The following is a 12,252-nucleotide window of genomic DNA, read 5'->3' as shown; positions in this document are numbered from 1 at the left end:
CGCTGATGCGCCGAACGCTTTCGCATCGATGCGAGAGCGCGCCGGCATGACACGCGAGCGAGATCCAGATGGCCAGATTCAAGGAAGCACCACTCGGCGACCGGCTGAAATCGTCCGCCGCATCCAGGCAGTCCATGCTGGCGCGCTTCAGGACCGTGGCGGCCAGCGACGATCCGGCCCTGGCCGCACGCCGGGCCGAGCGACGGGCGATCAGCGACGCGCGCACCGCCCGCCTCGCCGAGCGGGAGGCCTCGCGCCTCGCACAGGCCGCCTCCACGGAGGCGGAGCAGGTCCGCCTGCGCGAGCTCGCGGCGGCCGAGCAGGCGCGCTCCATCGCCGAGGCCGCCTCCGCAGCCGAGAAGCTGCGCGTCGATCAGAAGGCGGCGCGCGACGCCCGCTACGCGGCCCGCAAGGCGCGCCAGCGCATCTGATGATTCAAGGCGCGCCAGCGCACTGGCGCCCCGAGGCGTCGCAGATCGTGTTCGCGGGCGGCACACCCTCCGCCCGCTACGAGGATTCCCAGCGTGTCGCACAAGTTCAAGCTTCACCAGCGCGTGCAGATCGTTCGGTCCGGGTCATCCGACTCGCAGGCGAGCGACATGGATGCCTTCGAGATCGTCCGATTGATGCCGGAGGACCGAAGCGGCGAGGCCTCGTACCGCATCAAGTCGCAGCGCGGGGAGCGGGCGGTCCGGGAGAGCGAGATCGTCGCCCTGTCCTGATCGCGAGGTCCCCGAGCCGGCGAGGATGGGTGCGGCGCGAGCCCACCCCTCCGTCAGAGATAGCTCAGCACCGGATGGACCCTGCGCCGCTTCAGGCCGACCATCCAGCGGCAGGCGGCGTAGAGCGGCAGGCTGAGCAGGGCCGCGGTCAGCCAGAGCTGCGCCGGCCCGCCGGCCTCGACCCGGCCGGAGGCGCCGACGCCGAGACCGAGGCCGAGGAGGGCGTCGTAGCCCAGCCGCAGCAGCCAGAGATGCACGAGGTAGAAGAACAGCGGCGCTCCTCCGAAGACCTGCAGAACCCGCAGGCGGGACGCCGGCACGGCCTCGAACGCGGCGAGGAGCCAGAGGCCGAGGCCGAGCGTGACCAGGAGGAAGCCCGCCGAGGGCGGGTACTTGGTCAGGTTGAGGATGGACAGGATCGTGGCACCGGGACTCGCGCCGGGCTGCCACGGCACCAGCTCGCCGTAGCCGTCGAGGCCCCGCAGCACCAGGAACCCCGCCAGCGCCGCGCCCCCGAGGGCGAAGAGGCGCTGCCGCCGCGTCGCGGGCGGGCATTCCGCCGCGAACCAGGGCCCGAGGGCGTAGCCCGCCGCCGCGACGCCGATCCAGGGCAGCACCGGGTAGGAGGTGCGAGCCGCGCCCCAGGGCAGCGGCAGGAATCCCCGCTGATGCAGGATCGACCAGAGCGCGTAGCCGGCCTGGTCCGGCGCGAGGACGATCCCGTCGAGGAGGTTGTGCCCGAGCATGATCGCCAGGGCGACCGACGCCAGGGCGAGGCGCGGCAGCCAGAGCAGCGCCGCGAGGGCGATCATGCTGAGGCCGATCGCCCAGATCACCTGAAGGTAGAGGACCGGCGGCAGCAACTGGCGGGTCCAGGCGAGGTTCACCAGCGTGACCTCGAGGGCGATCAGGAACAGGCCGCGGGTGACGAGGAAGCGCGCGGCCGCCCCGGTGCCGTGCTTGCCGGCGTAGAGGCTCGCCGAGAGGCCGGTGAGCAGGAGGAAGACCGGCGCGCACAGGTGCGAGGTCAGCCGCGTCGCGACGAGGCCGGGCGACGTGACGGCGAGGTCCATCGGGTCGCGGACCTGGGCGTGCAGGTAGAAGAATTCCCGCACGTGATCGACCAGCATCAGCAGCATGACGAGGCCCCGCAGGGCGTCGATCGAGCCGATGCGCGGCGCCGGGCCGCGGATCTCCGGTGCCGTCACGACGGTTGCTCGGCGGAGAGGCGGGAGAGGATCCGGCGCACGTCCGGCGGCGTCCAGACGCGGCCGCCGCGCGGCTTGCGCACGCCGCATCGCGTCAGGAACGAGGCGATCCGCTCGGGCGTCGGCCCGGCCTCGGCGGCGATCGCCGCCAGCACCGGCGCGAGGTCCTGGCGGTAGCGGCGGGCGCGGGCGGCGGCCGCATTCCGGCCGGCATCGCCCTTGCGCAGGGTCGGGGCGGAGGGCCGCATCAGAAGCGCACCGACAGGGTGCCGGTGAAGCGCCGCGGCGACCCGGGGAAGACCCGCAGGGCGCTGAGCGAGCTCTCGTAGTAGGTGGTGTCGAAGATGTTCTCGACGTTGAGGCCGAAGCGAACGTTCTCCCAGCGGTAATAGGCGAGCGCGTCGACGGCGATGTAGGCCGGCAGCCGGAAGGCGCTGCCGGCGGCGTCGCCCGCCCGCTCGCCGACCGCGCGCACGCCGCCACCGAGGCCGAAGCCCTTCCAGGGCCCCTCCTGCGCCTCGTGGACCGCGAGCAGGCTGCCGCTGTGGCGCGGCACGTTGATCAGGGGCGCACCGACCGGCAAGACGTTGTCCTTGGTGACGACCGCGTCGGCAAAGACGTAGCCGGCCAGGACCTTGACCGACGGCGAGAGCTGGCCGGCCGCCGTGAACTCGAAGCCCTGGCTGCGCACGGCACCGGCGGCGATCGAGAACCCGGGATTGGCGGGATCGGCGGTGAGCACGTTCTGGCGCTCGACCCGGAAGGCGGCGCCGGTGAGGCTCAAGGCGCCCCCGAACAGGTCGAGCTTCGTGCCGACCTCGTAGCCGAGGCCGGTCTCCGGCGCGAACGGGCCGTTGAACGACGAGGCGGCGGCGTCGGGCCCGATATTGGGCCGGAAGCTCGTGCCGACATTGGCGTAGAGCGAGAGCTCCGGCAGCGGCTGGTAGACGAGGCCGGCCCGGGGCGTCGCGGCGAAATAGGTCTGGTCGGTCTGGACGCCGGTGGTGCGCTCCCGGAACGACTGCTCGAAGAAGTCGAAGCGCACGCCCAGCAGCGCCTTCCATTCGGGCGCCAGCGCGATCTGGTCCTGGGCGTAGAGCGCGGTGTTGGTGACCCGCTCGACGCCGTTGGTCTGGAAGGCGTAAGGCGGGGCCGGCCGGCCGTAGACCGGGGCGTAGATGTCGAGGGAGTAGGGATCCTGGCGGAAGCGGGACCGGACCTGCTGGTAGCGGCCGTCGGTGCTCTCGCGCTCGAAGCCGAGGAGCAGGATGTGGCCGATCCCGGCGGTGTCGAAGCGCCCGACCAGCTCGGCCTGGCCGAGGGCCACGTCCGCGCTGTAGTTGCGGTAGTTGCGGTCGCGCAGGACGGTGCGGTTGTCGGCGGCGATGCCCCGCACCTCGACCGCCTCGCCGGAGAGCGAATTGGAGTTGAGATAGGTGGACAGCCGCATCTGCCAGTCGGCGTCGAAGCGGTGGTCGACCCGGATCTGCATCGAATCGTTGGATTGATCGATGCTCTGGCCCGGCTCGCTGAGGAAGCGCGAGATCGGCAAGGCCCCGAGCCGGTTGTTGATCGCGATGACGCCGCGGTCGAACACCGTGCGGTTGCGCAGGAACTCGGTCTCGACGGTCACCCTCGTGTCGGGGGTGACCTGCCAGCTCACGACCGGGGCGACGAACAGCCGGTCGCCGTCGACGAAATCGCGAAAGCTGTTCTGGCGCCCGGCCGCGAAGTTGAAGCGGTAGAGCAGCGTGCCGTCCTCGTTGAGGCTGCCGCCGGAATCGACCGTGCCGCGGAACTGCTCGAACGAGCCCCATAGCCCGCCCATCTCGATGAAGCGCTCGCGCGTCGGCTGCTTGGTGATGATGTTGACGAGGCCGCCCGGGTCGCTGCGCCCGAACAGGCCGCCGCCGGGGCCCTTGAGCACCTCGATCCGCTCGACGTTCTGGGTGTCGGGCGGGGGCGGGAAGCCGCGGTTGAGCGGGAAGCCGTTCTTGTAGATCTCCGAGGTGGTCACGCCCCGGATGGCGTAGCTGAAGATGGTCAGGCCGCCGAAATTGTTCTGCTGCGCGACGCCCGGCGTGTAGCTGAGGACGCGGTCGACGCGGGTTGCGGCGAGGTCGGTGATGACCTCGCGGGGAGCGACGGTGACGACCTGCGGCACGTCGCGCTGGGGCGTGTCGGTCCGGGTCGCGCTGACGGCGCGGTCGGCACGAAAGCCCGCGGTCGGCCCGATCAGGCCGATCGTCCCGGCGGCCGTGGTCGGCGCGGTCGGGAGGCCCGGTGCCGGGTTCCGCGGACCTTCGACCACGACCTCGTCGAGGGCGATGGTCTCCTGGCCCCGGGCGGCGGGCGCCCCGAGGCCGAGGGCCACGGCGCCCGCCAGGAGCCCGGTCGTCCGGGTGGCGCCCTGCCGGCGAGGGCGGGAGGCCGTGGAGGTGGGGCGGTGGAGCGGCGAACGACGTTTCACGACACACACTCGATGGTTGCCGCAGGAGCGGTCCGGGCGAGCGGCGGGGCGCTCAGCCGCGCTGTCGCGCGGCCGTCGGGCCCGAGCGCTCCCCGGGCCCACCGCCCGCGGGACGTGACCGCGCCGGGAGGCGCGGGCGCAAGGTAGGTCTCCTTGCTGGCAGGTCTCCTGGCTCGCGGATCGTCGCTCCCGTGCGGCCTTCCCGATGCGGCGCACCAGTGACAGTCGGCGGCGGGAACTCTCCGCTCACAGTTGCGGGGGCAGCCTCGGATTCGCCCGCGAGGAGCTCACCGGATTCCCTCTTCGCCCTCGGGCTCGCGCCCGGGGAACCTTGGCACGGCTCACCATGACAGGCCGCCTGCCGCAGCGCAACACGGCGGAAACGAAACATAATAATGTTGCAATGTTTGTGTCCGCGGCGACACACCGGGGTCACGGCCTATTGGTCGCGCAGGAAGGCCGCCGTCGCCGGGTTCAGCCATTCCGCCGGGACCGCCTCCTTCAGATCACGCGGGTCGCTCGGACGCTCGTGCGGGAGGCGGCGGGCGAGGGCGGCCCGCGCCCGGTCGATCGCCCCGACGAGGCGGGCGACGGCGACCGGGTCGAGTCCGGGCCTGCCGAGGATGAAGCTCCACGAGCCCACCGTCTCGATCGCCTCGCCCTGGCCCGGGAAGGTGTCGGGCGGGACGGTCATCCGCCGCAGCGACGGGCTCGCCGCCAGGATCGCGGCGATGGCCGACGCGGAGGGGCCGAGGAAGCGGGCCCCGCCCGGCGCCTCGGCCAGCACCCGGAAGCCGGGCCAGCCGGTGCCGCCGCCCCAGAGCGCCGCGGCCCTGCCGTCGCGCACCATCGCCGGCCCGTCGCCGGCATGGGCGAGAAGGATCGGCCGGATGTCGCGCTCGGGGTCGAGGCCGGAGCCGCGCAGCACGGTCCGGCCCATGGCGGTGAGGCCGGAGCTGCTCGTGCCGAGCGCCACCGCCCGCCCGCGTAGGTCGCCCACATGGCGGACCGGGCTGTCGGGCAGCACGACGAACAGGCCCGGCGCCGGGTAGACGGGGGCGACCACGGTTAGGGCCGGCGCCCCCTGCGCGGCCAGGGCCTCGTAGGCGTACTCGCCCTGGACGAGGCCGAGATCGACCTGGCCGGCGCGCAGCAGGATGAGGTTCTCGGTCGAACCCTTGCTGGGGCGCAGGTCGAGGATGATCTCGGGGCTCACCTCGCGGATCGCCGCGGCCAGTGCCTCGCCGTAGGCCGGGAAGCCGCCGCCGGGCGTCGCCGTCGCGAGGACGAGGCGCAGGGGCTCCTCGGCCCGGGCCGCGGGCGGCGATCCGAGCAGGCCGGCCCACGCGGCGGCGGCGATCAGCCAGAATCTCATCGGGTCGGACGCGCCTCCGCTACGGTGTCGCCGTCCCGGGGTCGAGGTTCAGTGGGCAGCGGGCGGGACCGGCGCGGGCGCGCCGTCGGGCTGGAGCAGCGAGACGGTGATCGCCCGGGTGACGTGCTCGGCCATGCAGCGATAGCCGAGATCGGCGAGGCGGAAGCCCGCGCCCGCCTGCGCCGCCTCGCCCTTGGGGGCGCTGATGGCCCGGGTGGCGAGGTAGCGCATCGCCTCGTAGCGCTGGACCAGCGGCACCTGCTCGCGCTCGGCGACTTTCTGGATCGCCTGCACGAACTGGCGGTAGTAGTCGTCCTTGGCGAGGCTCGCGGTGTATTGCGGATCGACCAGCACCACGTCGATGCCGTGCGACTTGATCCAGCCCACCGTCTCGGCGAGGGACTGCGAGAACTCCTCGATGTCGACCCGGGCGAGCGCGTCGTTGCCGCCGACCTGCCAGACCACGAGGTCGGGCTCGAGCTCGGCCACGGAGTTGCGCAGGCGCTCCGCCGCCCCGGAGGCGATCTCGCCGGAGACGCCGCGGCTCTCGACGGTGACCTCGATGTCGGGCAGGGAGCGGGTCAGGGCGTCCTCGAGGCGCACCGGGTAGGTCGCCGCGGTGCCGAGCCCTCCGGAGGTCGAGCCGATCGCCAGGACCTGGACGGCGCGGTGCTCGCGCAGGGCCTTCTTGACCGCCTTGAGCTTGGCGAGGGTGTAGAGCTTGGAGCCCGGCACCCGGCATTCCGGCGAGAGGCTCGGATCCGGAGCGTCCGGGCTCGGCGCGGTGGCCTGCAGCGACGGGATCTCGGCGTGGGCCGGCTCCCGGGGCGTCTGCGCCCGGGCGGGGAGGACGAGGCAGGCCGCCATGGCAAGGCTCACGCCGCCGAGGAGGGACGGGGAGAGCGAGTGCGCCATTCGACGAACCATGCGGTGAAGGAGAGACAGGCTAAGCCACACCCTACGACAAGAACGTCGGTCGCGATACCTCCCCCCGTCCAGAAACGAATCAGTTGTGCACCGAGGCTGGCGACCGAGCCGACCGAGAACACCGCCAGGGAGTTGCGTCCGAGGGCGGCGAGCTGCCGGGTGAGCCAGCGCGTCCGGGGCTGGATCAGGCCGAACACCGCCTGGAAGGCGAGGAGCACGCCCAGGAAGTGCACGAGCCTCGCGGGCGAGAGGTAGGACTTGTCGAAGATGAACAGGAGTCGCGGCTCGGGCACGGCCAGCGGGTCGGGCCGCAGGTTGAACCAGGACAGGACGGCGCCCACCAGCACGATCACCACGCCGAGGGGCATGAGGCGCCGCCGCCAGACCAGGAAGCGCTCCGAGCCGCGCCGCCACTCGTGCGCCGCGAAGCCGAGCACCAGCAGCAGCTGCCAGCACAGGGGGTTGAAGAACCAGTGCCCCTCCACCGGCCAGCTCGGGATGTTGATCTCGAACACCAAGCTGACGGCGTAGAGGAGGACCGAGATCCCGAGCGCCAGGCCGAGATGCACCCGCGCCAGCAGCACGAAGGCCGGCGCCAGGCCGAGCAGCACCACGTAGAGCGGCAGGATGTTGAAGAAGCCGAGCTGATGCAGCAGCGTGACCCAGCCGACCGTGGCCTGGATCGGGTCGCTGAAGATCGGCCCGGCATTGTGCCACTCCACCAGGAGCGGGTTGTCGAGGTAGAGGGCGGCGCCCGCCAGCATAGCCAGCGCGATGGCGGTGATGACGAGCTGCGCCCGGTAGACCTCGACCATGCGCGAGAGGAGCCGCAGCACCGTGCGGCCCGCCGGCTCCGGGACGCCGTCGCGGCCGCGGGTCGCGATGCCGATCGACCACCCGGCCAGGAACACGAACAGCTCGGCGGCGTCCGAGATCCCGTACTGGGAATAGGTGTAGTCCTGGAAGACGTTGCCCGGGATGTGGTTCACGAAGATCGTGATCAGGGCAACGCCGCGCCAGAAATCGACCGCATTCGGTTCACGCATGATGCTCGTGGTCCCTCTTGCAGGCCTCCGGGCGCCTCCGGACCGAGGCGGCGCGCGTGACAGCGGGAAGTTAGCCCAAGGCCCGGTCGCGGCGCGACCGACCCGCGTCGGGAGCGCCCTGCCCTACTTGACGATCCGGTCGAGGCGGTTGTTGACGAAGAAGTACAGCTCCTTCGCGCCGGGCTCGGTGTAGAGGACCTGCACCTCGCGCTGACCCCGCCCGCTCTCTCCCACCAGCACGTCGGTCGGCGGCTGGCCCTTGAGCCGCACCAGCTCGCACTCGCCGATGCCCGGGGCGATCTCGGTCGCGGCGGCTGGGACCGGCCCGGTGCAGCGGCCGTCCGGCGCCAGGACCGGAGGCCCGGCCGGCGGCGGCGGCTTCGGGGCCGCGATGGTCACCGGCGGGGCGGCCCGGTCGGTGCTCCCGCCGCAGCCGGCCAGGCCAAAGCTCATCAGGGCGACCCCGATCACCGTCCGCCGCATCGTCCCCCGCCCGTCATCGTCCCTGTCCTTGACCCGTCACGTTCCGGCGTGCGGCCAAGGCCGCCTCGTAGAGGCGGAGCGTGTCCCTGCGCAAGGCCGCGCGCGACTCCTGGCGGAAATAGAACATGTGGCCCCCGGGATAGACCGCGAGGGCGAGGCGCTTCTCGCCGCCGAGCGCCGGCATCTGGTCGAGGATCAACTTCGAGGCGAAGTAGGGCGTGACGAGGTCGGTGTAGCCGTGGGTCACGAGCACCCGCATCGCCCCGTCGAGGGCGAGGGCCTGGCGCAGCTCGCTCACCACCTCCGGCGGGGAGCGGCCCCCGCCCCAGCTCCAGCTGGCGTTGACCGCGTTGTTGAGAAGCTCGTAGCGCAGGTTCGGCACGCGCCAGTTCAGGGTGCGGGCGGTGAGGTCGACGATGGCGCTGGAGAGCGGCGCCTGCATGGCGGCGAGGATCGGGTCCTCGAACCGGCCCTGCGGCGCGCTCGGGTCCGGGTCCCAGCCGGTGACGCCGGTGTCGTAGGCGCTCGCGACCCGGCCTGCGTCGCGGCCGGCCTCGCGCTGGTAGCTCGAGGCGGTCACCCGGCCGGCTTGGCGGCGCACCAGGGCGGGATCGAGCCCGGTCAGGGCCGCGACGCGCTCGGTGAGCCGGTCGAGGGCGGCGGCGTCGCCGGGCCCGCGCAGGAGGTCGGAGAGGTAGGGACCGGTGGCGTAGGCCTCGACCTCCGCCATGCGGGCGGGGTCGGGCGTCAGGCCGCGCCGCTCGAGGCCGGCGGCGGCGAGGGACGGCAGCCGCGTCACCGCCCCGAGGGGATTGTGCCGCGGCGGCTGCAGGTAGCCGAAATCGAGCACCGGCGAGAGCAGCACCAGCCCCGAGAGCCCGACGCCGACGTCGTCCTGCAGCTTGCGGGCGATGAGCGGCCCGCGAAAGCCGCCGTAGCTCTCGCCGACGAAGAACTTCGGCGAGGTGAGCCGGTCGTTGGTGCGCAGCCAGCGGGCGATCGCCGCCGACAGCACGGCCGCGTCGCTCTCCACCGCGTAGTAGCGCTTCGCGTCGTCGCCGCGGCTGTAGCCGGTGCCGACGGGGTCGATGAAGACGAGGTCGGTGAAGTCGAGCCAGGTCTCGTCGTTCGGCACCGTCACCGGCGCCTCCGAGGGGCTGATGCTCGGCCCGTCGAGGGGCAGGCGCCAGGGCCCGACCGCCGCGAGGTTGAGGTAGGCCGAGGCCGCGCCCGGCCCGCCGTTGAGCGCGAAGGTCACCGGCCGGGTGACGGCCTCCCGCCCCGGCAGGGTGAAGGCCGTGAAGGCGATCTCGGCCTGGAGCTTGCCCGACTCGTCGACGAGCGGCAGGCTGCCGGCCACCGCGGTGAAGTTCAGGGTCCGGCCGTCAGGCAGGGTCAGGCTGTGCTGCGTCGTCGCGTCGGGCGGCAGGCGCCGGCCCTCGGGCTGGCGGGCCTCCTGACGGTTCTCTTGGCGGCCCTCCTGCCGGGCGGGCTGGGCGAGGAGCGGGCCGGGCCCGAGCAGCAGGGCCGCCGCGAGCGCGAGGATGCGGGTCGTGATGCGGGTCATGACGTCTCCTCGCCGAGGCGGTGCCTTCGGATCTCAGGCCTTCTTCTGCCAGCGGCCGCGCTCGTCCTGCTGCCAGTAGGCGACGCCGTGGCCGGCCTCCTTGGCGCCGCGCCACTGCTCGCGGGCGTGGAGCAGGGCGTCCTGGTCGGTGCCGTCGAACAGGATGCAGATGCGCTGGTAGCTGGCGGCGTCGTCGGGCAGGGGCGCCCCCTCGACCAGGAAGCGGATCGAGGCGCCGTTCGGGTTGGCGTCGCGCAGGGTGAGCACCACGGGCTGGGTGCCGCAATCGGGGTCGCGGTCGGTGCCGTGGGGCAGGAAGCTCTCGTCCGAGAAGACCCAGAGGTGGTCGTCGAGGGCCTGGAGCCGCTCCTCGCTCGTCGCCTGCACGGCGACGCGCCATTGCCGCTCCAGGGATTTTTCCAGGAGGCTCGGCAGCACCGCCTCCAGGGGCTGGCGCTGCATGTGGTAGAACAGGATCTCGGTCACAGCCGTGAGAGATAGGGCGGGGCGGGCCGGACGGCATCGGCCCGGGACGCGTCCGAGCCCGATGATGCGCCGCGGGCCAGCGACGAGATGTCCGGCCTCACGGCGTGGCGGCGGCCTGGGCCTGCTCCAGCAGCTCCACGAGGTTGCAGCCGGCGTAGAGATCGTGGGCGACGCCGGCCGCCCGCAGCGCCGGCTCGAGATCGCCCGGTTTTCCGGCGAGGAAGATCGTGGCGGCGCCGGCGGCCCGCAGCGCCTCGGCGGCGGCCACCGCCTCATTTGCGTAGACCGCGTCCGACGAGCACAGGCAGGCGAGCGGCGTGCCCGAGGCCCGGAATGCCGCCACGAGGGCGGCGTGATCCGGAAATCCCTCGTTCGTCACCGCCTCGATCCCGCCGGCCTCGAAGGCGTTGCGGGCGAAGGTGGCGCGGGTGTTGAAGGCGCTCAAGGAGCCGAGATTGGCGAGGAAGACCCGCGGGCGCCGGCCGGTGCGCGCGAGGACCGCGTCGGAGGCGTCGCGCAGGGCTTCGAAGGGCTCGGGCCAGCGCCGGGACGGCAGCGCCCCCTCCGGCTCTGCCACCGCCGGGGCGGGGGCCAGCACCGCCACGGGCGCCTCGTGCAGGTCCGGGAACTCGCTGGTGCCGGTGATCGGCTGGCGCCGCGTGGCGAGGTCGGCGTCGCGCGACCGGCGCAGGGCGGCGAGGCGGCCCGGAAGGGCGCCGGAGCGCAGGCTCGCGGCGAGCCCCCCTTCCCGCTCGATGGCCTGGAACTGCGCCCAGGCCTCGGTGCAGAGCGCGTCCGTCAGGGCCTCGAAGCCGCCGGCGCCGGCGGCCGGGTCGGCAACACGCCAGAGGTTGGCCTCGTCGAGGAGGACGTGCTGGGTGTTGCGGGCGCAGCGGCGCGCGAAGGCGTCGGGCAGGCCCAGCGCCGCGGTGAAGGGCAGCACCGTGACGGAATCGGCCCCGCCGAGGCCGGCCGAGAAGGCGGCGGTCGTCGCCCGCAGCATGTTGACCCAGGGGTCGCGCCGGGTGGTGCTGCGCCAGGCGGTCTCGGCGTGCAGGCGGATCGGAGCCGGGGACAGGCCGCAGGCCTCCTCGACCCGGGCCCAGAGCCGGCGCAGGGCCCGCATCTTGGCCACCGTCAGGAACTCGTCGGCATCGGCCACCAGGAGGAAGGCCAGGGAGGCGCGGGCGCGCTCGAGCGGATGCCCGCCGGCCTCGAGGGCCCGCAGGGTCGCGAGCGCGCCGGCCAGCACGGCGGCCAGCTCCACCGCCTCGCTGGCGCCCGCCTCGTGGAACGGCCGGGCATCGGCCAGGAAGGCGCGGCCGGAAAAGCCCGCTCCGTCGAGGTCGCGCAGGATCTCGGCGAGGTCGGGCCAGGACGGGGCCGCGCCGGTGGCGGCCTGCACCGCGACGGGGTCGATGCCGAGGTCGATGTCGAGGGCGGCGAGGTCGTCGCCGCGGGCCTTCGCCAAGGCGACGAGGGCCCCGGCCGCCTCGGGCGCCGCCGCGCCGGCATCGAGCCTGAGGCCGATCAGCGGCAGCATCACGCCGGCGAGCGCCGCGTCGAGGGCGCCCGGCCCCGGCAGGCCGAAGCCGCGGGCGGCCGGCGCGCCGGCGATCACCAGGGTCAGGGCGTCGGCGCCGCCCTCGAGGTCGGCGAGCGCGAGGGCGTTGGCCTCGGCCGGGTCCGGGTGGTCGACCCGCTGGCTCACCCGCCAGCGGCCGGGCTGCGCGCGGCCGGGCTGGGGGACGGCCTCGGCCGCGGGATAGAGCGGCGCGACCTTGATGCCGTCCGGCGTGCGGCGCACCAGGCGCTTCTCGAAGTCGGCCCCCTTCAGCACCCCATCGACCAGGGCACGCCACTGCGCCTCGGTGGCGGCCGGAAACGCGGCGGCGAGCGTCGTATCGTCCATGGCGGGTCCTCGTGGCGCGGGTCTCTCCCTGACCCACGACATAGCCGCGCGACCCG

The 12,252-nt window shown here is 73.4% G+C and carries 12 protein-coding genes and 1 riboswitch; of the genes, 2 read left to right on the top strand and 10 right to left on the bottom strand.

What is annotated here, in order from left to right:
• Positions 1-68: 68 nt before the first annotated feature.
• Both VQ02_RS19010 and VQ02_RS19005 read left to right on the top strand, forming a co-directional pair.
• On the top strand, positions 69-431 hold the full coding sequence (locus tag VQ02_RS19010; protein ID WP_048445776.1) for a DUF6481 family protein: 363 nt from the start codon (positions 69-71) through the stop codon (positions 429-431).
• A gap of 93 nt (positions 432-524) precedes the next feature.
• Positions 525-722 carry a hypothetical protein gene (locus VQ02_RS19005; protein WP_048445775.1) on the top strand — a complete coding sequence of 66 codons (198 nt, stop codon included), beginning with the start codon at positions 525-527 and terminating at the stop codon, positions 720-722.
• 53 nt (positions 723-775) lie between these two features.
• On the opposite strand, the gene VQ02_RS19000 is transcribed toward VQ02_RS19005, so the two are convergent.
• The 10 genes from VQ02_RS19000 to VQ02_RS18955 all read right to left on the bottom strand — a co-directional run bounded on the left by VQ02_RS19000 (position 776) and on the right by VQ02_RS18955 (position 12,196).
• Complete coding sequence (locus VQ02_RS19000) at positions 776-1,930, bottom strand: acetyltransferase domain-containing protein (protein WP_048445774.1); 1,155 nt, start codon at positions 1,928-1,930, stop codon at positions 776-778.
• A complete protein-coding gene (locus VQ02_RS18995; RefSeq protein ID WP_048445773.1) occupies positions 1,927-2,178 on the bottom strand; it encodes a hypothetical protein in 252 nt (83 codons plus the stop codon). The genes VQ02_RS19000 and VQ02_RS18995 overlap by 4 nt, the downstream gene beginning before the upstream one ends.
• On the bottom strand, positions 2,178-4,304 hold the full coding sequence (locus VQ02_RS18990; protein WP_157080701.1) for a TonB-dependent siderophore receptor: 2,127 nt from the start codon (positions 4,302-4,304) through the stop codon (positions 2,178-2,180). Before VQ02_RS18990 ends, VQ02_RS18995 begins: the two co-directional genes overlap by 1 nt.
• A gap of 239 nt (positions 4,305-4,543) precedes the next feature.
• A riboswitch (cobalamin riboswitch) is annotated at positions 4,544-4,749 on the bottom strand.
• Between the two features lie 90 nt (positions 4,750-4,839).
• Positions 4,840-5,775, bottom strand: a complete 936-nt coding sequence (locus tag VQ02_RS18985) for a TAXI family TRAP transporter solute-binding subunit (RefSeq protein ID WP_048445772.1) — start codon at positions 5,773-5,775, stop codon at positions 4,840-4,842.
• 48 nt (positions 5,776-5,823) lie between these two features.
• Positions 5,824-6,690, bottom strand: coding sequence for an SGNH/GDSL hydrolase family protein (locus VQ02_RS18980; RefSeq protein WP_048445771.1), 867 nt, complete (start codon positions 6,688-6,690; stop codon positions 5,824-5,826).
• Complete coding sequence (locus VQ02_RS18975) at positions 6,651-7,748, bottom strand: OpgC family protein (RefSeq protein WP_048445770.1); 1,098 nt, start codon at positions 7,746-7,748, stop codon at positions 6,651-6,653. Before VQ02_RS18975 ends, VQ02_RS18980 begins: the two co-directional genes overlap by 40 nt.
• Positions 7,749-7,871: 123 nt before the next feature.
• A complete protein-coding gene (locus tag VQ02_RS18970) occupies positions 7,872-8,231 on the bottom strand; it encodes a hypothetical protein (protein ID WP_048445769.1) in 360 nt (119 codons plus the stop codon).
• A 13-nt stretch (positions 8,232-8,244) separates the two neighbouring features.
• A complete protein-coding gene (locus VQ02_RS18965) occupies positions 8,245-9,798 on the bottom strand; it encodes a S10 family peptidase (protein ID WP_048445768.1) in 1,554 nt (517 codons plus the stop codon).
• A gap of 33 nt (positions 9,799-9,831) precedes the next feature.
• The gene (locus VQ02_RS18960) at positions 9,832-10,284 is read right to left on the bottom strand and encodes a DNA polymerase III subunit chi (RefSeq protein WP_048445767.1); all 453 of its coding nucleotides are present in this window, start codon (positions 10,282-10,284) and stop codon (positions 9,832-9,834) included.
• A gap of 97 nt (positions 10,285-10,381) precedes the next feature.
• Positions 10,382-12,196, bottom strand: a complete 1,815-nt coding sequence (locus tag VQ02_RS18955; protein WP_048445766.1) for a methylmalonyl-CoA mutase family protein — start codon at positions 12,194-12,196, stop codon at positions 10,382-10,384.
• Positions 12,197-12,252: the final 56 nt, after the last annotated feature.

This window comes from Methylobacterium variabile, assembly GCF_001043975.1.
GTDB classification, from domain to species: Bacteria; Pseudomonadota; Alphaproteobacteria; order Rhizobiales; family Beijerinckiaceae; genus Methylobacterium; species Methylobacterium variabile.
This window is presented reverse-complemented; position numbering and strand designations above follow the sequence as displayed.